Annotated in this window: 20 protein-coding genes; 14 read left to right on the plus strand and 6 right to left on the minus strand. The window is 38.1% G+C overall.

What is annotated here, in order from left to right; translation table 11 throughout:
• The first annotated feature begins 100 nt into the window (after positions 1 to 100).
• The 10 genes from FFJ24_RS24460 to FFJ24_RS24505 all read left to right on the plus strand — a co-directional run bounded on the left by FFJ24_RS24460 (position 101) and on the right by FFJ24_RS24505 (position 13,340).
• Positions 101 to 3,577 carry a preprotein translocase subunit SecA gene (locus tag FFJ24_RS24460; RefSeq protein WP_138819712.1) on the plus strand — a complete coding sequence of 1,159 codons (3,477 nt, stop codon included), beginning with the start codon at positions 101 to 103 and terminating at the stop codon, positions 3,575 to 3,577.
• Positions 3,578 to 3,799: 222 nt separating this feature from the next.
• Positions 3,800 to 4,177 (plus strand): PEGA domain-containing protein, encoded by a 378-nt coding sequence (locus FFJ24_RS24465; protein ID WP_138819713.1) that lies wholly within the window; start codon positions 3,800 to 3,802, stop codon positions 4,175 to 4,177.
• A 403-nt stretch (positions 4,178 to 4,580) separates the two neighbouring features.
• Complete coding sequence (locus FFJ24_RS24470) at positions 4,581 to 5,024, plus strand: SPOR domain-containing protein (RefSeq protein WP_138819714.1); 444 nt, start codon at positions 4,581 to 4,583, stop codon at positions 5,022 to 5,024.
• Positions 5,011 to 6,195, plus strand: a complete 1,185-nt coding sequence (locus FFJ24_RS24475; protein WP_138819715.1) for a M20 family metallopeptidase — start codon at positions 5,011 to 5,013, stop codon at positions 6,193 to 6,195. The genes FFJ24_RS24470 and FFJ24_RS24475 overlap by 14 nt, the downstream gene beginning before the upstream one ends.
• 117 nt (positions 6,196 to 6,312) lie before the next feature.
• The gene (locus tag FFJ24_RS24480; protein WP_138819716.1) at positions 6,313 to 7,254 is read left to right on the plus strand and encodes a hypothetical protein; all 942 of its coding nucleotides are present in this window, start codon (positions 6,313 to 6,315) and stop codon (positions 7,252 to 7,254) included.
• Positions 7,255 to 7,313: 59 nt separating this feature from the next.
• On the plus strand, positions 7,314 to 8,882 hold the full coding sequence (locus FFJ24_RS24485; RefSeq protein ID WP_138819717.1) for a serine hydrolase: 1,569 nt from the start codon (positions 7,314 to 7,316) through the stop codon (positions 8,880 to 8,882).
• Positions 8,883 to 8,900: 18 nt separating this feature from the next.
• Positions 8,901 to 9,560, plus strand: coding sequence for an SGNH/GDSL hydrolase family protein (locus FFJ24_RS24490; RefSeq protein WP_138819718.1), 660 nt, complete (start codon positions 8,901 to 8,903; stop codon positions 9,558 to 9,560).
• A 182-nt stretch (positions 9,561 to 9,742) separates the two neighbouring features.
• Positions 9,743 to 11,722, plus strand: a complete 1,980-nt coding sequence (gene dnaG, locus FFJ24_RS24495; RefSeq protein ID WP_138819719.1) for a DNA primase — start codon at positions 9,743 to 9,745, stop codon at positions 11,720 to 11,722.
• A gap of 192 nt (positions 11,723 to 11,914) precedes the next feature.
• Positions 11,915 to 12,280 carry a YraN family protein gene (locus FFJ24_RS24500; protein ID WP_138819720.1) on the plus strand — a complete coding sequence of 122 codons (366 nt, stop codon included), beginning with the start codon at positions 11,915 to 11,917 and terminating at the stop codon, positions 12,278 to 12,280.
• Positions 12,258 to 13,340: a glutaminyl-peptide cyclotransferase gene (locus tag FFJ24_RS24505; RefSeq protein ID WP_138819721.1), complete on the plus strand. Its 1,083-nt coding sequence runs from the start codon at positions 12,258 to 12,260 to the stop codon at positions 13,338 to 13,340. The genes FFJ24_RS24500 and FFJ24_RS24505 overlap by 23 nt, the downstream gene beginning before the upstream one ends.
• Positions 13,341 to 13,623: 283 nt before the next feature.
• Here the strand turns inward: FFJ24_RS24505 and FFJ24_RS24510 are convergent, their stop codons facing one another.
• The 4 genes from FFJ24_RS24510 to FFJ24_RS24525 form a co-directional block, all read right to left on the minus strand.
• Entirely contained in the window at positions 13,624 to 14,154 is a 531-nt protein-coding gene (locus FFJ24_RS24510) for a DUF4251 domain-containing protein (RefSeq protein ID WP_138819722.1), read from the minus strand.
• A 96-nt stretch (positions 14,155 to 14,250) separates the two neighbouring features.
• Positions 14,251 to 14,886: a hypothetical protein gene (locus tag FFJ24_RS24515; protein ID WP_138819723.1), complete on the minus strand. Its 636-nt coding sequence runs from the start codon at positions 14,884 to 14,886 to the stop codon at positions 14,251 to 14,253.
• 90 nt (positions 14,887 to 14,976) lie between these two features.
• On the minus strand, positions 14,977 to 15,315 hold the full coding sequence (locus FFJ24_RS24520) for a TfoX/Sxy family protein (RefSeq protein WP_138819724.1): 339 nt from the start codon (positions 15,313 to 15,315) through the stop codon (positions 14,977 to 14,979).
• 9 nt (positions 15,316 to 15,324) lie between these two features.
• Positions 15,325 to 16,011 carry a hypothetical protein gene (locus tag FFJ24_RS24525; RefSeq protein ID WP_138819725.1) on the minus strand — a complete coding sequence of 229 codons (687 nt, stop codon included), beginning with the start codon at positions 16,009 to 16,011 and terminating at the stop codon, positions 15,325 to 15,327.
• An 87-nt stretch (positions 16,012 to 16,098) separates the two neighbouring features.
• On the opposite strand from FFJ24_RS24525, the gene FFJ24_RS24530 reads away from it, so the two are divergent.
• The 4 genes from FFJ24_RS24530 (at position 16,099) to FFJ24_RS24545 (ending at position 20,158) form a co-directional block, all read left to right on the plus strand.
• Complete coding sequence (locus FFJ24_RS24530) at positions 16,099 to 16,707, plus strand: ribonuclease HII (protein ID WP_138819726.1); 609 nt, start codon at positions 16,099 to 16,101, stop codon at positions 16,705 to 16,707.
• A gap of 21 nt (positions 16,708 to 16,728) precedes the next feature.
• Entirely contained in the window at positions 16,729 to 17,931 is a 1,203-nt protein-coding gene (locus FFJ24_RS24535; RefSeq protein WP_029275534.1) for a glycosyltransferase family 4 protein, read from the plus strand.
• A gap of 357 nt (positions 17,932 to 18,288) precedes the next feature.
• Entirely contained in the window at positions 18,289 to 19,368 is a 1,080-nt protein-coding gene (gcvT, locus tag FFJ24_RS24540) for a glycine cleavage system aminomethyltransferase GcvT (RefSeq protein ID WP_138819727.1), read from the plus strand.
• Between the two features lie 73 nt (positions 19,369 to 19,441).
• A complete protein-coding gene (locus FFJ24_RS24545) occupies positions 19,442 to 20,158 on the plus strand; it encodes a 2-phosphosulfolactate phosphatase (protein ID WP_138819728.1) in 717 nt (238 codons plus the stop codon).
• Here FFJ24_RS24545 and FFJ24_RS24550 read toward each other — a convergent pair.
• Together FFJ24_RS24550 and FFJ24_RS24555 are read right to left on the minus strand one after the other, a co-directional pair.
• On the minus strand, positions 20,155 to 21,072 hold the full coding sequence (locus FFJ24_RS24550; RefSeq protein WP_138819729.1) for an omptin family outer membrane protease: 918 nt from the start codon (positions 21,070 to 21,072) through the stop codon (positions 20,155 to 20,157). The genes FFJ24_RS24545 and FFJ24_RS24550 overlap by 4 nt on opposite strands.
• Positions 21,073 to 21,143: 71 nt before the next feature.
• Positions 21,144 to 21,938: a M12 family metallopeptidase gene (locus FFJ24_RS24555; RefSeq protein ID WP_138819730.1), complete on the minus strand. Its 795-nt coding sequence runs from the start codon at positions 21,936 to 21,938 to the stop codon at positions 21,144 to 21,146.
• Between the last annotated feature and the right edge of the window lie 92 nt (positions 21,939 to 22,030).

A 22,030-nucleotide genomic window follows, 5' to 3' on the forward strand; every position in this document is an offset into this window, starting at 1 on the left:
CCCCATTTATACCAATAACTGCCAAACTGACTTAAGGAAGACAATGGCTTGGTTGTTGTAACACACCATTTTTTTAATAATAAATACGATTTAAAATATAATGTTAGGATTTTTAGCGAAGATTTTCGGAAGTAAATCAGAAAGAGATATAAAGGCTATTCAACCATTGGTTGTCAAAATTAACGAGCACTACAGTAAGCTGTCTGTATTAAGCAACGATGAATTACGTGGTAAAACCATAGAATTTAAAAGCAGGATTTCTGATTTCTTAACCGAGATTGATGGAAAAATTGCCGCTTTAAAAGCTGATGCAGAAAGTGAAAGTTTAGATCTTCACGAAAAAACGGCTATTTACGATCAGGTTGATGCCTTAGGTAAAGACCGCGATACAGAATTGGAAAAAGTGCTTTTGGAAATCCTTCCGGAGGCATTTGCTGTAATTAAAGAAACTTCACGCCGTTTAAGCGAAAACGATTATTTAGAGGTTACTGCAACACAATTTGATAGAGATTATGCTGCAAGAAAAAACAATGTTAAAATTGTTGGCGATAAGGCACAATGGGCCAATAAGTGGGATGCTGCAGGAACTGAAGTAGCCTGGAATATGGTACATTACGATGTACAGTTAATTGGTGGTATTGTATTGCACAGTGGTAAAATTGCTGAGATGGCTACGGGTGAGGGTAAAACCCTCGTAAGTACATTGCCGGCTTATTTAAATGCATTGGCCGGACAGGGTGTACACATTGTAACGGTGAATGATTACCTGGCCCGTCGTGATAGTGAGTGGAATGGTCCTTTATTTGAATTTCATGGTTTAAGTGTAGATTGTATTGATAAACATGAGCCAAACTCAGAAGAAAGAAGAAAAGCTTATGCCGCAGATATTACTTACGGAACCAATAACGAGTTCGGTTTTGACTACCTGCGTGACAATATGTCGCAAACACCAGATCAGTTGGTACAGCGCAAGCTGCATTTTGCCATGGTGGATGAGGTCGATTCAGTTTTGATTGATGATGCCCGTACCCCTTTAATTATTTCTGGTCCGATTCCACGCGGAGATGAACACGAGTTTTATGAGTTGAAACCACGCATTGAGCGTTTGGTTAATGCACAAAAAGCTTATGTAACCCAGGCATTAAATGAGGCTAAAAAATTAATCAACGCAGGTAATAGCGGAACTGAAGAAGGCGAAGGTGGTTTAGCCTTATTACGTGCTTACCGTGGTTTGCCAAAAAATAAAGCTTTAATTAAGTTTTTAAGTGAAAGTGGTGTTCGTGGTTTGTTGTTGAAAACCGAAAACCACTATATGGCAGATCAATCTAAGAATATGCCTAAGGTAGATTCTGAACTGTATTTCTATATTGATGAGAAAAACAACCAGGTTGAGTTAACTGAAAAAGGTATCGAACTGATTACCCAATCGGGAGAAGATCCACATTTCTTTGTATTGCCTGATGTAGGTACTGAGGTTGCCGAATTAGAAAAGTCTGATCTGCCTTTAGAAGAAAAAGTGGTTCAAAAAGATGCTTTAATGCGCGATTATTCGGTAAAAGCAGAACGTATCCACTCGGTAAACCAATTATTAAAAGCATATACCTTATTTGAGATTGATGTAGAGTATATCATCGACGAAGGAAAAATCAAAATTGTTGATGAGCAGACTGGTCGTATTATGGATGGCCGCCGTTACTCAGATGGTTTACACCAGGCAATTGAGGCTAAAGAAAATGTAAAGGTTGAAGATGCAACTCAAACTTACGCAACCGTAACCTTGCAGAACTACTTCCGTATGTATCACAAACTTTGCGGTATGACGGGTACTGCAACAACAGAAGCTGGTGAGTTTTGGTCGATCTATAAATTGGATGTGGTAGAAATCCCGACCAACAGAAATATTTCGAGGATTGATGAGCAGGATTATGTTTACCGTACCGTTCGCGAAAAATATAATGCCGTTGCTGAAGAGATACAATATCTGGTTTTCCCATATTCTCATTATGAAACCGAATATGAAATAGATAAAGAAGGTAATGTAAAACAGAAGGATGGCAAGCCGGTTGTTAAATTCGACCAAACTGGCAGACCAGTTCCTAAATTGGATGCTAAAGGTGCGTTAATCCCTGCGGTTAACCCTCAAACAGGACAATTGGAGCCAAAAGCTGGTCGTCCGGTATTGGTAGGTACCACTTCTGTAGAGATTTCAGAGTTATTAAGCCGTATGCTTAAACTCCGCGGAATTAAACATAATGTATTAAATGCGAAAATGCACCAGAAAGAGGCCGATATCGTTGCCGAAGCTGGTCAGGCAGGAACGGTAACCATTGCAACCAACATGGCTGGTCGTGGTACGGATATTAAATTGGGCGCGGGCGTTAAAGAAGCTGGCGGTTTAGCTATTGTAGGTACCGAGCGTCACGAATCCCGTCGTGTAGACAGGCAGCTACGCGGTCGTGCAGGTCGTCAGGGCGATCCGGGTTCATCACAGTTCTTCGTTTCATTGGAAGATAACTTAATGCGTTTATTTGGTTCAGAACGTATTTCTGGCATCATGGTGCGCATGGGTATCGAAGATGGTGAGGTGATCCAACACTCTATGATCACCAAATCTATCGAGCGTGCTCAGAAAAAAGTAGAAGAAAATAACTTTGGTATCCGTAAACGTTTATTGGAGTACGATGATGTGATGAACTCACAACGTACCGTAATTTATGCTAAACGTAAAAACGCTTTATTTGGCGAACGTTTGGATGTGGATATGAACAATATGGTTTTCGATGTTGCTGAAGATATCGTAAGCGAATATAAACAAGAAGCAAATTATGATGGTTTCAAACTGGAAGTAATCAAAAACTTCTCTTTAGATACGGCCATTACCGAAAAAGAATTCTCTTCAACTAATATCCCTCAGTTAACTGAAAAGTTATTTGAAGAAGCAGAAGCATTTTATGCACGTAAATCGGAAGCCATTATTCAACAATCGTTACCAGTGTTAACCCAGGTTTACGAAGAGCGCGGAGAACATATCGAACAGATTGTGGTGCCGTTTACAGATGGTATCCGTGGTATCCAGGTGGCTGTTGACTTAAAGAAAGCAATCGACAATAAAGGGAAAGAGGTGGTTCGATCATTTGAAAAAACCATTGTTTTAGCTTTAATCGATGATAGCTGGAAAGAGCATTTACGCGAAATGGACGATTTGAAGCAATCGGTACAAAATGCGGTTTACGAACAAAAAGATCCATTGGTAATTTATAAAATGGAAGCTTTCAACTTATTTAAAAACATGCTTAATGCAGTAAATAAAGAAGTAGTGAGTTTCTTATATAAAGGCGGTATTCCGGTTCAGCAAGAGCCAGACCAGGTGAGAGAAGCACCAGCTCCGATAAAACAACCAAAGTTGCAAACCACTAAACAGGAGTTTGGCAGAGAAGAGCCAGGTATCGAGTTTGGCGATACACGTGAAGCTGTTCCACAACAGCCAATCCGCAAAGAAGCAACAGTTGGCAGAAATGAACCTTGCCCTTGCGGTAGTGGTAAAAAGTATAAAAACTGCCACGGCGCGAATTTATAATCAATACATATAATAGCTTATTAAGCCCCGACATTGTCGGGGCTTTTTTTTAAACTAAATTTTTAATTCTCAAATTAAGCACTATATTTAGTGACAGTCAATTTGTAATTGGTAGGCAATTTCTTACTGACGAATAAACTTAAAAATGGAGTCTGGAAACCATAAAAAACAGGGCGTAACCGAAAGGCCATAAGAGTAGGAAACACACAAAAACACACACAAATGAAAAGAATTTTTAACATTGCCGCTGTTTCAGCGACATTGCTGCTATCTGGCTGCGCCACTATTTTTACGGGCACAAAACAAACCGTTCAAATCAATTCCAATCCTCCAGCCGCTACCATTGAGGTAGATGGGGTTAAAGCAGGGGTAACACCTATGGCAGTACCCTTAAAAAAAGGATTTACCGGACAGACCATCTCTTTAAAACTTGATGGTTACGAAACCAAAACTTTCCAGCCCGTAACTACTTTTAATGCCGTATCTGTGGTAAATCTATTATTCATTCCTGGTTTTATTGTTGATATTGCTACAGGCGCAATGATGAAATACGACCCGACAGTTTACGAATTTACCTTAGAGCAAAAGAAAGCGAATTAAGAATATCTTGTTGGAAATAATGCTAAAAACCCAGGTTTAGTAAAGGAATCTGGGTTTTTTGATTTGCACGATCATCGTGATCAATAGTCATTTCGACTGAAGCGTGCCGATTTTTACGGCAGCGGAATGGAGAAATCTTTGAATTATTATTAACCTATTACCTATTTTTTAAAAGATTTCTCGACTGCGCTGCACTTCGCTCGAAATGACGACATTGCTAAGAGGTTATCTTCTTAAATTTTTCTGTCATTCATAAGCCCTAAAATCTTTTAGATTTTCTCCCAAACGATAACTATTTGCTTAACCCATAAAGAATGCCGATTTTTGCAACGATTTCGGCATTCTTGTTGTTAAGAAGAAGTGAGACGATACATCTCCTCATCAAATGCCAATTATTTTGCTCATGAAAACTACAATAACTTTTATATTTTGTTTATTTCTTACCATAACTGTTTTTGCACAAAAAGGAGAAGTAACAGTTATAAAAGATCCTTTAATCGATAGTTTAATTGCTAAACGTTTAGAAGTTTATAAAACTTCAGGGGAGGTAAAGCCTGGCAAACCGATTGTTTCAGGCTATGGTTACCGCGTACAGATTTTTTATGGATCAGACCGGCGCGAGGTTTTTAACCAGCAGGCACGTTTTAAAGGGCTATATCCCCAGTTAAATACTTACCTCACCTATAAAGAACCTAACTATTACGTTCGGGTGGGCGATTTCAGAAGCCGCTTAGAGGCACAGCGCCTTATCAACGAACTCAGACCAACTTTCCCTACACTGTTTATTTTTAGGGAAAAAATAAATGCACCAACTTTAGATACCACAACAACCAATGATCAAAAATAAAGTACAGGAACTGGCCGCTCACATTTTTAACGATGTAGTAGGTTATCGTCAACATATCCATGCCAATCCCGAATTATCGTTCAAAGAATTCGAAACCTCATTGTTCATTAAGGATAAATTAAAAAAATGGGGCATCGAATATACCGATTGTGCCAATACAGGTGTGGTAGGTTTAATTAAGGGAAACCTGTCTTCTGACAAAGTTATTGCACTACGTGCCGATATGGATGCTTTACCTATCCATGAAGCTAATGATAAACCTTACCGTTCTAAAAATCATGGGGTAATGCATGCGTGCGGACATGATGTACATACCTCTTCACTTTTGGGCACAGCTTATATCCTAAATCAAATGAAAGATAATTTCGGCGGGACCATTAAACTGATTTTTCAGCCTGCTGAAGAACTTTTACCAGGTGGAGCAAGTATCATGATCAAAGAAGGTGTACTCGAAAATCCAAAACCACATCATATTGTTGGTCAGCATGTAATGCCATTGATTGATGCCGGTAAAGTGGGTTTCCGTTCTGGTATTTACATGGCTTCGACAGATGAACTTTATGTTACCGTAACCGGGAAAGGTGGTCATGGCGCACAACCACACCAAAATATCGATCCGGTTGTAATCGCTTCACATATCATAATTGCTTTGCAACAGGTGGTGAGCCGCAATGCTGATCCACGTATCCCATCAGTGCTGTCTTTTGGTAAAGTAATTGCCAACGGTGCAACCAACATTATTCCGAATGAAGTAAAAATTGAAGGAACGTTCAGAACTTTGGATGAAGAATGGAGAGATGAAGCGCACAAACGCATGAAAAAAATGGCCGAAGGCATTGCCGAAAGCATGGGCGGAAGCTGCGATTTCGATATTCATAGAGGATATCCATTTTTAATTAACGAAGAAAAATTAACGGCAAACGCGAGGGCCTTTGCCGAAGATTTTTTAGGAAAAGAAAATGTGGTTGATTTAGATATCTGGATGGCCGCCGAAGATTTTTCTTTCTACTCACAGGTAACAGATGCCTGTTTTTATCGTTTAGGTACTGGGAATGCAACAAAAGATACACAATATTCAGTACATACACCAAGGTTTGATGTGGATGAAGACGCCTTGAAAATATCAACCGGGTTAATGGCTTATATTGCTTTAAAACAATTAGGGAATTAGAATGGAAGATGTAAATAGGTAAGATGGGTGATGGGGGAGTCAAGTTCCATTATCTATCTTCAATCATCCGTTTTACATTTTCCATCCCACATTTTCCATTTTACATATCTTACTTGCATGAAAAAAGTCTTTCTGTTTTTACTGTTAACATCTCTATTCTATAAAGGTTTTGCGCAGGAAATCAACCGTTTTAATCCAGACACCATTAAAACCATTGTACTCGATTCGGCTGTAAATATTAAGGCCGAAAAGTTAAATGTAGAAACATTTATCAGAAAGGTGATGTATGATACTTCCTTTTATCAGTCGTTTAGGGATATGAAACGTTATACTTTTATTGCCGAAAACAGGATTTACAGCTATGATAAAAAGAACAAAGTTGATGGAAAAATTTACCGCAAAATCCGTCACAACAATAGCGGTCCTTATAAAATGGAATACCTGGTAAAACAGGATACCGGAAAAATTTATAAGAAAAACGGAAAGTACCAGTTATATACCGTAGAAATGTTCGATTACATTTTTATGAATGCTTATAACACTGATTTTGTACCGAATGCGCCAAAACCTGATGGAAAGGGTGGAACAAACGAAAGTTATAAAGACAAATTGAAAACCTTGATTTTTAATCCAGGCAGACCCGTAAAAGTGCCCTTTATCGGTAGTAAAACCGAAATATTTTCGGCCAATATGCGCCAGTATTATGATTATGGCTTCACTAGTGGTACTTATCTCGATTCTATCCCGGTTTATCGTTTCAAGGTTTCAGTTAAACCTGATTTGAGCAGCTGGACAAAAGATGGCATCATGATCAAAGAACTGGTTACCATTTTTGATAAACGGAATTTTAATATTCTTGGCCGTTATGTCGACATGAAATACAGCAATATGTTGTTTGATTTTGATGTACAGATGAATATAGAAATGGGTTATTTCGGAGAAGATAAATTACCAACCAAAATTACCTATCAGGGTAACTGGGATTATCCTTTCAAAAAAGAAGAACGGGCAAGTTTTTTAATTGTACATAAAGATTACAAACTCGAAAAGGGCAAATAAGGATTCAACTATCGCCTAAAAGATTTATTATCTTTAAACGATTATTTAAACCGATTAATATGCAACTTTTTTCTTCTGTAAAATTCAAAATATCCATTGCTTTATTGCTGTTTTTGGGTATCCATGTGCAGGCACAGGTGCTTTCTTCAAAACAGATCGATAGTGTGGTCGAAAAAACGTTAAATACCTTTAATGTTCCCGGAATTGCAGTTTCTGTAATCAAAGATGGTAAAATTATTCATTTAAAAGGTTACGGGGTAAGCTCCATCAGGACCAATAAAAAGGTTGATGAGAATACCCTTTTTGGTGTTGCATCAAATACAAAGGCTTTCACAGCGGCCGCTTTAGGTATGCTGGTTGATGAAAAGAAAATTACCTGGGATACAAAAGTGACCGATATAATTCCTGAGTTTAAAATGTACGATGCCTACGTAACCAGTGAGTTTACCGTCCGCGATTTGCTTACACACCGCAGTGGTTTAGGTTTAGGCGCAGGCGATTTAATGATCTGGCCCGATTCATCAACTGTGGATAAAAAGCAGCTCATTCACAATTTACGGTACTTAAAACCGGTTTCCTCTTTCCGTACCAAATACGATTACGATAACCTGATGTACATTGTTGCCGGAGAAGTGGTAGCAAGGGTTTCTGGAACTACTTACGAAGATTTTATTGAAGGAAGAATTATTAAACCTTTGGGGATGACTAAAACGGCAGCTTCATGGTACCGCTTAAAAGATAAATCGAATGTAATTGACGGACACGCACCTTACGAAGGTAAACTGCTTCCCGTAGGCTTAAGCTTTGGCGAAATCGCCAATGCAGCAGGAGGGATTTACTCAAATGTTACCGATATGAGCAAATGGGTAATGGCGATGATCAACGGTGGTAAATATGGAGAGACCCTTGATAAAAGGTTATTCAGCCCTGCTGTGGCGAGAGAACTCTGGACCCCGCAAACCATTATCGCAGGTGGTAATCCGGCTGCTTTTAGCACTTACGGTTTAGGCTGGTTTTTGAGTAACGTTAATGGTAATTTTCAGGCTACACATACTGGTGGTTTATCAGGTATTGTAACACAGGTTACCATTCTGCCTGAACTGAAACTGGGTATTATCGTGTTAACAAACCAGCAATCCGGAGCTGCTTTTAACTCCATTACCAATTCGATCAAAGATGGTTATTTGGGAATCAAAGGTCAGGACAGGATTAAAACCTACAACGATAACAGGTTAAGAAACGAAAAACAGGCTGATGAAATGGTCGCCAAAGTTTGGAATGATATTGCTGCTCAACAAAAATTATCAACTTCGAAACCTGATGCTAAAAATTACTATGGCACTTTCCGCGATTCGTGGTTTGGCGAAGTAACCATTAGTGAAGTGAACGGTAAAATGCATTTTCAGGCCAAAAATGCGCCAAAACTGAAGGGCGATATGACTTACTATAAGGGAAATACCTTTATTGCAAAATGGTACGACAGAAGTTTGGATGCTGATGCCTTTGTTAATTTCAGTTTAGATAACAATGCTCTGGCCGATGGTTTTAAAATAGAAGCCATTTCTCCATTAACCGATTTCAGTTTCGATTTTCAGGACCTGGATTTTAAAAAGACCGATAAAAAATAACCTAACCAATTATACACGATGAAAACAGTAATAAAAACGAGTATTTTACTAAGCTTTTGCTTAATTGCATTAACCTCAATGACATTTAAACCAAAACGGATTATCTTTTTCGGTGATTCGATTACCCAACAGGGTGTTTCTAAAAACGGATATGTAACCCTGATCAAAAAATCACTAGATTCTACAAAATACGATGTAATTGGTGCTGGTATAGGCGGCAATAAAGTTTATGATCTTTATCTGCGTTTAGAAGATGATGTTTTGAACAAGAAACCTGATTTAGTAGTGATTTATGTGGGTATTAATGATGTGTGGCATAAACAATCTTCCCATACCGGAACCGATTATGATAAATATTTAAAGTTTTATCAGGCTTTGATCAATAAAATACAGGGCGTAGGTAGCAAAGTGGTATTGGTTACCCCATCAGTTGTTGGCGAGAAAAAAGATGGTACCAATGAGTTAGATGCCGATTTAAATAAATATGCTGCCGGCATCAGAGAGTTGGCTGCAAAAAACAACCTTCCGGTATGCGATTTAAGAAAGATTTTCGCAGAATACGAAGCGAAAAATAATTCTGAAGATAAAGAAAAAGGCATTTTAACAGTTGATAGAGTACACCTGAACGAAACCGGTAATAAATTGGTGGCTGATCAGTTATTGCCTTTGGTTAAATAATAGGGGTTTAAACCGCAGAGCCCGCAAAGCATTTCGCAAAGAACACAAAGAAATTTTCTCTGCGTTCTTTGTATTTTTTCTCTGTTATCTTTGTGTTTAAACAAGCCGATTCTTCATTGCGAACCGAAGAAAATATTTTTTACATTAAAAGAAAGGTAAAAGCCCCTTAAGGGGTTTGGGGTATGATAAACCGCGAAACGATAGATAAGATAATGGATACCGCCCGCATTGAGGAGGTAGTTGGGGATTTTGTGCACTTAAAAAAACGCGGAACCAGTTTAATTGGTAATTGCCCTTTCCATGGCGAAAAAACACCATCATTTCACGTATCTGTAACTAAGGGCATATATAAATGCTTTGGTTGTGGTAAAGGGGGCGATTCAGTGCGCTTTATTATGGATCATGAAAAATATTCATATCCGGAAGCACTTAAATTTTTAGCCAATAAATACAATATAGAGGTTGAGGAAACCGAGCTCAGTACGCAGGATGCTGAAGCACAAAGCGCAAAAGAAAGCCTTTACGTTGTTTCACAATATGCTGCTGCGTTTTTCGTAAAACAGCTTTGGGAAACAGATGAGGGCAGGGGGATAGGCCTGAGCTATTTTAAAGAGCGTGGTTTCAGGGAAGATATCTTGAAAAAATTCGAGGTTGGTTATTCTCCTGACGTGTGGGATGCGATGACGCAAAGCGCAACCAATGCAGGTCATAAATTAGAGTTTTTAGAAGCCACCGGATTATCGATCAAAAACGATAATGGTAAAATTTACGATCGCTTTCGCGGTCGGGTCATGTTTCCCATCCACAACTTTACCGGTAGGATAATCGGTTTTGGAGGTAGAACACTTAAAACCGATAAAAATGTTCCCAAATATGTAAACTCGCCTGAAAGCGAAATTTACCACAAATCGAATGTGCTTTATGGCTTGTTCCACGCCAAAAAAGCCATCCGCGATCTCGATAACTGTTACCTGGCCGAAGGTTATGCCGATGTACTTTCGGTGCATCAGGCCGGTATAGAAAACGTAGTGGCCTCATCAGGTACTTCGTTAACGGTAGAGCAGATTAAACTGATCGGGCGTTTTACCCAGAACATTACCATTTTGTTTGATGGTGATGCTGCGGGTATTAAAGCCTCTCTGCGTGGCTTGGATATGATCCTGGAAGAAGGGCTGAACGTAAAAATCGTTTCCTTCCCCGATGGCCATGACCCTGATTCTTATATGCATCATGTGGGCGCCGGGGCATTTAAAACCTATCTTGAGGAGAATAGAAAAGATTTTATTTTATACAAGGCGAATGTGCTGCTTAAAGATGCGGGCAACGATCCGATCAAAAGAGCAGGTATTATCCGTGATATTGTAGAAAGTATTGCCAAAATCCCTGACCCGATTAAAGCATCTGTTTTTATCCGTGAGTGTAGCAGTTTACTTGAAATTGATGAACATATCTTACTGAGTGAATTAAATAAAATGCGCTCGGCCAAGCTCAAAAAAAGCTTTGATAACAACCAGCGTGCAACCCCTTCATCAAGTCCAAAAACATATTCTCCCGGTGCACCTGAGCCACTTGGCCCGCCTGATGATTTATGGGATGACAGTGCGGGCCCAAAGGGTTACGAGCAGCCCGTAGAAGAGGATGAGCACCAGGAAAAAGAAATTGTGCGCTTGTTGTTAGCTTTCGGGCACGAATTTGTAAACTGGGATAAAATTGATGATATGTACATCGGTTCATTCATCATGCAAAACCTGAGCGATGTAGAATTTGATGATCCACTTTGCAAAAGAATTATCGATTATTATAAATCAGAAATCGACAATGGCAGATTACCTACATCGAACCATTTTGTTAAGCATGAAGATCGGGATATTGCCGATCTTGCGATTACACTTTCTACTTCCGAGTACGCTTTAAGTGAAAACTGGTTAAATAAACATCTGATCTATGTTAAAGATGAATCGATGAATTTAAAAGCGACTATTTTAGGAGGCATTTTTCACCTTAAAAAACGTAAAGTCGAAAAAATATTGATGAATCTGTTGAAAGAAATTAAAGAAGAAAAGAACGAGGATAACCAGATGATTTTAATGCAACGTTATGGAGTGATTAAAGGTGTAGAGAGAGAAATTTCTAAGTTTCTGGGCTCAGTTATTGTTAAGTAAATTACAAATGACTGGAGTCCTGTAGAGATTTCGTCATCTCGACTGAAGCTTAGCGAAATGGAGAGATCTATCTAAACAGATTTTGCTTCGCAGAGCCTTCGGGTTCTCGACTGCGTTGCACTCCGCTCGAAATGACGGTTTTTCCAGTATGACGATTGTCCAATGAAAAATTCGATCATTCAATAATTAGATATGGCGCTCCATAATGATTTAGGTAAAGAAGGCGAAAAAATTGCCAAACAATATCTCGAAGATCAGGGTTATGAGGTTTTGGATGAAAACTGGACGCATGGTAAGGCAGAGGTAGATTTAATTGTTTATAAAAATGGCATTATGGTTTTTGTAGAGGTTAAATCGCGGAGTTCGGTTGCTTTTGGCGAACCAGAAGAATTTGTACACAAAGCGAAACAAATTCAGATGGAATTGGCCGCTAATGCCTATATTGACATCATGAATCATCAAAATGATATCCGTTTTGATATTATTGCGATTACCTTTACAAAAAATAAAAATTATAAATTAAACCATATAGAAGATGCGTTTTGGCCTGAAGATTAACCCTATTAAAAATTTCTTATTTATTGGAATTGCACTTGCATTCGTGAGTTCTTGTAAAGACCACTCTACCACAACTTACCGTAGCTTTATTTCTCCTTTAACCGGTCTTAATGTACCATCTGGAAATGAATTTGATGTGAAGGTACAGTTTGGATCCGAGCAAAAAGTAGATTCGGTAGTTTATTTGATCGATACCGTTAAAGTAGCTTCAAAAACTGATACTTCAGCCATCAAACTTAAAACAGCGGGTTTAAAATTGGGTAATCACCTGCTAACTGCCAAAATATTTGATGCGGGAAAATCAGAAGATCTAACTTCAAATATTAATGTGCTGGCGGCTCAGGCACCCACTGAATATACTTATAAAGTGATTAAGAGCCTGCCCCACGATACCTCTTCGTATGTAGAAGGTTTAGAATACCATGACGGTTTCTTCTACGAAAGTGCCGGCGATTATGGCCATTCGAGTTTGCGTAAAGTAGATCCATCAACCGGGAAAATTCTTCAGAAAACAGATTTAGATAAGCAGTATTTTGGCGAAGGCATAACCGTGATCGGAAACAAGATTATTCAGCTAACTTATCGCGAAAAAGTAGGCTTTGTTTATGATAAAGCTACCTTCAAAAAACTATCCGAGTTTTCTTACACTACAGGCAGAGAAGGCTGGGGCCTGGCTTTTGATGGAGAGAAAGTATTGAATACCGATGGTTCAAACACGATCTTTTTTCTGAATAAGGATACCTATCAGAAAATTGGTTCGATTGATGTTTTTGATAATAAGGGCCCGATTCAAAATCTGAATGAACTTGAAATTATTGATGGTAAAATTTATGCAAACGTGTATACAACCAATGAAATCATGATCATCAACCCGGAAACCGGCGCCGTTGAAAGCAAGATTGATTTATCTGGATTATTACCAGCTGATTACTTTAAAACAGAAGATGAAAAGGCCAATAATGTATTAAACGGAATTGCTTACGATAATGCAGGCAAAAGGCTTTTTGTAGCCGGCAAGAAATGGCCCCATATATTTCAGATCGAGTTGATTAAGAAATAATTTAATTATCGATATGTCACATTGAGCTTGTCGAAATGCTTTAATACGAATTTAAGTAGGCCCTTCGACAGGCTACCATTGACAGAATCCACTATTTCGGTCGTCATTCTCGCGCATGCGGGAATCTTAATGCAAGCGTTTTAAGATTATTCATAAGTATTCCCTTGTTTCAAGGGCATTCATGAGCACTCCGTGGTTCCCAATCAAGTTGGGAATGACGATTTCTCAAGGGATTCATATTGATTTTTATACAATAAATATTATCCCTCAGGATGACAAGTACCTAATCCTGTTTCTTCGGCTCGTCTAAATAACCATTAAAAATGATAGGTTGTTTATTCATGCTGCTAGCAGTTAGCGAAGCATAACCATTGGTCGAAATATTAATAGTAAACCGATAATTTTCTCTTGTTACATCCTTAGTATCAATCTGGATAATATAGGTTCCTTTTTTATTTTTCGATTCGGTGTAGGAGAATTTTTTTGAGGTAAATTTAATACCACCTTGTGTCGGATCCATCGGAGCAGAAAAAGACCTTCCAAAATAGGGCAGATAAGCAACAATACTGTCTTTGGTAACCTTTACATCATATTGCGATCCCGTTAGGTTTATTGAAGCGCCTCCCTGACCGCCTGGCATCATTGCTAATACTCTGTTAACATCATTGTTCGACATTGGCAAGGCTGAGTTGGCAACAAAAGTATAATTTTTATCTGCTACAATTTTTACTGTAGTTTCTTTATTGGTTTGGGCAAAAGAATGAAATCCTATCGAAAGAAATGTAAGGCTCAATATTAAATTTAAACGTTTCATAATGTGTGTTTTAAATGTGTAACAATTTAAAGATGCACAAACCCGAAAGATTCCATAATAGTGCCAAAAATGGAATGTAGTGTAAATTTAACGAATTTAGTTTTTAGATAAGGGGTTGGTCTTTTCTGAATAACCCGATTTATACATAGGATTAGTTTTTTCAGTTTCCGAAGCACCCAGTGTTGTGAATTTATATAACCCTGCAGGAAGGTCATTCAGTTCTATTTCTCCATTTTCGTTTGTCATTAACGTAATTAAACTTCCACCGGGATTTTTACCGCCTTTAACAATTATTCCTCCAATTGGCGATCCTGCCACCCTCGATTTGGGATTAGTGGAAGGTACTGAAATGGTAAATTTATAACTCCCCATGCTGGTATTATTAAATTCTATTTCTCCATTTTGGTTAGTCACAAGTGTAATGATATTGCCCCCCGGGTTTTTACCGCCTTTAACTACAATGCCGCCAATAGGTTGCCCTGCAACGAAACTTACCTCACCAGTAGTCACATCCAGTTTACCTTTAATAGATTTCATGATGCAAGGGAAGTGAGATTCCGGGTAATTTAATTTGCAATAATCACAGTAATGCCCCTCAGGAACTTGTGCTCTTAATTGTTGTGTGTTTGTTTCTTTTGCTGTTGATGTTTGTGTTGCAGTTCTTTTAACCTGAGCTAAAACCGTAAATGAAATACCTAGCAGAAATACCGCTACAGCAGCCCGTTTTTTCATAAAATTTGATTAGTTAACATAAAATTAATCAAAAAATATGGCTCTTGCTAGTTTTTAAATGTGGAGCATGACAATAGATTGTGTATGTGATTATTTCTTTTTTGATGCTTTTGCAAAGGGATTAAAGGCCAGGGCAAGGTTAACCCAGAAATCAAGCTCATCATTCCGGCTTAAAACATCTTCTGAAACCGAAATGTAGCCCTTCATCAGTATGCCGCCCATCACCATTTGTTCCCAGCCGTCTTTATGCGACAGGTTTTCTAAAGTTGCTGGGTCAAGCCTCACCATGATGCTGTTCTTAGAAATACCAATGCACATTTTACCGTTCACCATAAAAATAAGTCCACCGAACATCTCTTTTTCCGTCACATCTTCTATGTGCATTAACCTTTCAGCAACTCGGAGGGTTAAGCTTTCATTGTATTTCATGATCTAAAATTAATGTACATTTTTGCCTGTTCCGTATTTAATTCCAACTGTGTGAAAATATTTTTTGATCAGGTCATATTTTTCGGTGCAAAATTCTCCTGTCTTCATTTTTTCTGAGCTTTCTTTTCTTCGATGGCATTCGAAACAAATCTCAATATATTCTGCTATCAATCCCTTTTCATCTAAGAATACAATTGCATTTCGTGGTTCATAACATCTATATCCATCTGATTCTGCTATCAGTAATCCTTTGTAGCTTTTAGTAGAAGTATAGCCAAAGTTATAGAGTACATCGGTAAGTTTATCCAGCTCCAAAGCTGATAAAATCTTTTTTTCTTTTAATCTTGTTAAATCTAATTTTTGTTTTTTTTCCAATAATGCATGGTAAACTTCTTCCTTAATCGGAGTGTTGATCGAAGCCTTAGTGGTATCGGTATAAATGATCTCTGCTCTTAGCTCCGGTGGTTCAAAAGAAATCAGCATCACCTTTTTGTGTTGGTCAAATGGGAAAAATTTTAATCTTTCTCCAGGTAAGTAAGTATTTCGATGGATGCAGGCCATGCGTTTTTCTAAAACATCATAATCTGCTCTTGAGGGTGGGGCCAAAGGAGGTTCTATTATATTCCGTTTTTTCTTTTGTGCAAAACACGTAAAACATAACAGGCAAAAAATAAGCGTTAATTTAATGATATACATTAGAAATCCTTTATCCTTAAAATTAATGTTTAAAAGATGTTGAACAAAATAATTTCCTTAGTATCTCTATTTCAGTAAATTTGCAACATGTTATTAAACTGTTATCAGGAAGAATTTTTAGAGGCTGGATGTGATGAAGCTGGAAGAGGTTGCCTTGCAGGTCCTGTTTTTGCTGCTGCGGTTATTTTACCAAAAGGTTTTGTGTTAGATGGATTAAATGATTCTAAACAGTTATCGCATGAGCAAAGAGCGCTGTTAAGGCCAATTATTGAGCAAGAGGCTTTGGCCTGGGCTGTAGCTTCTTGTGATCATGAAGAAATCGATCGCATTAATATTTTAAATGCCTCTTTTTTGGCCATGCACAGGGCGATTGAACAATTACATACCCAGCCCCAATATCTGGTGATTGATGGCAATCGTTTCAAAACCTATCCGCAGATTCCGCATAGTTGTATTGTTAAGGGTGATGGTAAATATTTAAACATTGCGGCGGCTTCTATACTGGCAAAAACGCACCGAGATGAATACATGACAAATTTACATATCGATTATCCACATTATAACTGGATGCAGAATAAAGGCTATCCCACAATAGCACACCGTAAAGCCGTGATCGAAATCGGATTATCACCCTTTCACCGTAGAACTTTTAATGTAAGCGATCCTCAGTTAGAACTGTTTTCAAAAAACGCTTAAAATTTCGTATTTTACAACATTGTGAAAATTCTGTTGATTACTAAGCGGGTTCCCTTTCCGCCAAATAGTGGTTATCCCATTGTGGTTTATAACACCATAAAAGGTTTGCTGCAACTTGGCGCAGATATTACTTTGTTTAGCCTCAACCCCACAAAAGGACGGATCGATATTGAAGATATCTATGATCCTATTTTTGAACAGATTAAATACCATACCTACGATTTAGATACCGATGTAAATGTATGGTCGGCATTTTTTAATATTTTCACGAACGAATCGTACAACGTTTCTCGTTATTATAGCGAAGATGCTGCCCGGCAGTTAGAAAATCTCTTACGCGAAAATGTGTTTGATATTATTCAATTTGAGGGGCTTTTTGTTGTTCCTTACCTGGATGTGGTTAAGGCAAACAGTAATGCCAAGCTCATCTATAGGGCACACAATATCGAATTTACCCTTTGGGAACGTCTTTCTCATTCAGAAAAGTTTCTCATCCGGCGTAAGTATTTAGCTTTTTTAGCCCAGCGGCTCAAAGCATATGAAACCGATCAGATTAACCGTTTCCACCATATTTTTGCCATTAGTGAACCCGATCGGCAGAGTATATTAATGTTTGGCTGCGAAATTCCAATGTCGGTTTTTCCCGTTGCCATCGATTTAGAAAAATATAAAGTAGATAAAAGTAAAACAAGTTTTCCTACACTGTTTCATTTAGGTGCAATGGATTGGCGACCAAATCAGGAGGGATTAGAGTGGTTTTTGGATGATATTTGGCCTGATATCGAAAAGCTGAATAAAGACCTTCGTTTTTATATTGCAGGGAAAAACATGCAAAAACACTTCTTCGAATACGATTCAGAAAACCTGATTGTAGAGGGAGAAGTGTTCGATGCGGTAGAGTTTATGAACTCAAAGGCGATTATGATTGTTCCTTTAATTTCAGGCACCGGAATGCGGGTAAAGATTATTGAAGGTATGGCCATGAAGAAATGCATTATTGCCACCACTACTGCCGCAGAGGGAATTAATTGCAGGCACGGACATGATATTTTAATTGCTGATTCTGCAGATGAATTTTACCGGTCGATTTTACAGTGTATCATTAACCCGAAACGTTGGGTAGAAATAGGAGAGAACGCTCGTAAGACTGTCGAAAACGACCATGGTGTGCATTTAATCTCCAGTAAAATGCTGAAGATTTACGAAGAATTGGTGAGTGCATAGGTGGATTTCAGATTTGACGACTTTAATAGGCATCAAGAGTGAAAGTTGTCAACTCTAAAATGTAATCAGATAGAAGCTAAAAAAGACGAATTATATATTTCGTTCATCCTTTCGACTGGAGCGAAGCGAAATCTAATGCAACTTATAGATTTCCCGGCTACGCTCAAAATGAAGATTCCGCCGGACAATAATGACTTAGTTAAAGTGGTTTCAGTCCAAAAACTCCTTAAAATTAAGCTCAGAATTTTGTCTTTTTCTTAGTACTTTTGCACCCCAAGAAGATTAACGAATAAAGCTGTCATAATTCAAAGAATATCAGCTATACTGGCTTCATTATCATAAAAATAGAATTTACGGATGAAAAACACCGCATTAACAGAAAAACACATCGCTTTAGGCGCTAAAATGGTTCCATTTGCAGGTTACAATATGCCTGTTACTTACGAAGGTATTAATGCTGAACATGCAACTGTTCGAAATGGTGTAGGTGTTTTTGATGTAAGCCATATGGGCGAATTTATTCTTAAGGGTGAAAACGCTTTGGATCTTATTCAACGCGTAACCAGTAACGATGCTTCTAAATTATATGATGGAAAAGTTCAGTACTCTTGCCTGCCAAATCAAGATGGCGGGATTGTAGATGATCTTTTGGTTTACAAAATAGATGATAAAAGCTATATGTTGGTGGTAAATGCATCAAACATTGAAAAAGACTGGAACTGGATTCAGCAATTCAATTCGAAAGATGTTGAAATGCACAATATTTCTGATCAAACCTCTCTTTTGGCCATTCAAGGACCAAAAGCGGCTGATGCTTTACAAAGCTTAACAGATGTTGATTTGGCTTCAATGGAGTATTATACTTTTGTAAAAGGTACTTTTGCTGGTGTTGATAATGTGGTTATTTCTGCAACTGGCTATACGGGAGCTGGTGGCTTCGAGATTTATTTCGAAAACCAATATGCTGATCAAATTTGGGATGCTATTTTTAAGGCGGGTGCACCGTATAATATTAAGCCAATTGGCTTAGGTGCCCGTGATACTTTGCGTTTGGAAATGGGTTTCTGTTTATACGGAAATGATATTGATGATACTACCTCACCAATTGAAGCTGGTTTAGGTTGGATTACTAAATTTTCTAAATCTTTTACCAATTCCGAGGCATTATTGGCGCAAAAAGAAGCTGGTATTCAAAAGAAATTGGTTGGTTTCGAAATGATCGACCGTGGCATCCCGCGCCATGATTATGAAATTGCTGATGCTGAAGGAAATATCATCGGTAAAGTAACTTCTGGTACCCAGGCACCTTCTTTGCAAAAAGCAATCGGTATGGGCTACATTGCAAAAGATTTCACTAAAGAAGGAACTGAAGTTTTTATTTTAATCCGCAATACGCCAATTAAAGCTAAAGTGGTTAAGTTTCCTTTTTATAAATAGATAAGTTGCCAGTATCAAGTAGCAAGATGGAATTTGTCTTGCTACTTGATACTTTATACAGGATACTAAACCTATGTCAAAAAAAATAGAAGTTTGTTTAACGCCAGCCTTGATCGATCTATATGATATCGAACAAAGTATTGTAGTGGTTATCGATATTTTGAGAGCGACCTCCTCTATTACTTATGGGATAGATAATGGTGCTGAAGCGATTATTCCAGTGGCTCAGGTAGAAGATTGTTTAAACTATAGCGATAGCGGATTTTTATTGGCAGCCGAACGAAATGGAGAGGTAGTTGCAGGCTATGATTTCGGAAATTCGCCATTCTCTTATACTCACGAAAAAGTAAACGGGAAAACGGTTGTTTTAACCACTACCAATGGAACCAAGGCCTTACATTTGGCACAGAAAAGGGCCTATCAGGTTGTAATTGGATCTTTTCTGAACTTGGATTCACTTTGTGGTTATTTGAAAAGCCAGGATAAAAATGTGCTTTTGTTGTGTGCTGGGTGGAAAGATCAGTTCAATTTAGAGGATACTCTTTTTGCTGGTGCGGTGGTAACGAATCTCCGTCAAAATTTCGAACATTTTGATGATTCCAGTGTAGCTGCAGAAGATTTATATTTTTTGGCTAAAGCAGATCTGAGAAAATATCTTCACAAATCATCGCATAGCCATCGCCTGGCTCAGTTGAATATAGAAGAAGATGTTGTGTTCTGTTTGCAGCTAAATCTGTGCAAAACAATTCCGGTATTGGAAGGCGAACGTTTGGTAGCCTTAAAAAATTAAAAGCTGAAATTTAATCCTAATAATATTGCATTTTTTCTAAAATTAGCACCATTAAACTGAGTTTCCTCTGTTGCCCGGCTATTAAAATAAGCTTTATCTACACCAGAGTAAGTGTTGATATTATTGATCTTATAGTCAACTTCTACCCGTAAACTTTCGCTTACCGGTACAGCAAATTTGATATCGCCACTTAATGAAAAGGAATTTGCCTTATGTGTAAAGCTTACAGGTTTTGTAAAATCAGGAATTAAATTCCAGTTGGCTTTTGCTGAATAAGTATAAAAACCGCCTAATACTTTAGCACTTATGCTGAATTTCTGCATTTTAAGAACGAGTTCTGCTCCAAAATCGAAGCCTTTATATCTTGCTTCGTATGTAGAGTTTAAGCCTTTGCTGTCGGGGTTATTTGCACTTTCTAACAGATGAAATTTTTGTTGATGGTATGAAAGTCCGGCAATTGGATTGATGTTAAAATCGCCAAATTTTAGCAGTTGGTAACTGAGCTGTAAACCGGCATCATATAAGTAACCTTTATTTGCGTTGAGCAGATCGAAATAAAAAGCATTTTGCCTGTTATCATCTGTATAATCGGTATCCTCTGCCTCGCCCTTAGTTATGCTGCTGTATTGGTTGGTGGCTTTAACACTGAACCGCCCGGTAATACTGTATTTGATGTCTAACCCAAAACCAGGCCCTTTAAGATTTTTCCAGATCAGTTCTGATAGTACATTCGGACTGGTTCCGGCCGCATTGCCGGCAATAGACCAATCGAATTTAGATTGCTGGAGACCGATATAAGGTTTTACGCTCCACTTGTGAGGGTTGTCTTGTGCTGATACAACTTTACAGAATAGGATCAGGATTGAGCAGACTAAAAACTGTTTGAAGAAGGAAATCCGCCAAGCGACCAGCATATCTGTTTTTATTTTATAGCAGTAAAATACACATAGTGGCCAGTTATACCACTATGTGTAATAATTATTTTCTAAAATGGATATACTGAGGCGATAAATGATTTATCGGTGGCTGATAATACAGTATTCCATCCCACCTCGAAATCACCGATAGTTAATTCATTTGGAACCGAATAGTGCATGATCGAATTTTTATCATAAGCACTATAATTGGTTTGTGTAGTACTGTATTTTGCAAATAAGTTATTGTCTACATCTGCCTGACTCCAATAATTTGGTGCTGCAGCATAATAGGCATAAACAGCAGGCTTATCCCAAGGTATAGCTACTAATGGGTGTTGGTGCTCATGGATCAATCCTAAAGCGTGACCGAATTCGTGGATAACTACGCGACTATATTCAGAATCTGCTGTGCTTGCAGTTAACCAGCCATAGTTCATGGTAGCACCTGTGCTGGGAGTTGATTTTCCGATGTAAGACCAGGATCCATCTCCACTAACAAAACTTACCCTGATTTTGGCTGTATTATCGTTTGTTACAAAGTTGAATTTGATGTTGGCGTATTGTTCCCATGCCTTCGCGTATTGGATTACTTTAGCTCTGATAGCTGCTGTACTTCCGTTTAAGCTCACTTTAATCGTAGTTCCCGGAGTCCATTTTGTTGACTTTAGAACGGCGCCTCTTGGGATAGTACCATCTAAAGATCTTTCTGTACAGATCTGAATGTTACCAAGCGGATTAACAGCAGCTATTTCTGGTTTCTCTAAATCTGCAGTTTCTGCAGGTCTTTCTTTTTTACAAGCGTATAATACTGAAGACAGCGCAAGGGCAGTTAATAAGGTTCTATTTAATTTAAAAAATTTCATGTTTAGGTTTTTTTAGGTAAATAATGATCTGATTTTTAGCTGAAAAACAAGTCAGAAAATAGTGAAGACAGGAATTCTTCTTCTTTGGAAAA

Source organism: Pedobacter sp. KBS0701 (genome assembly GCF_005938645.2).
Classification (GTDB): Bacteria; Bacteroidota; Bacteroidia; order Sphingobacteriales; family Sphingobacteriaceae; genus Pedobacter.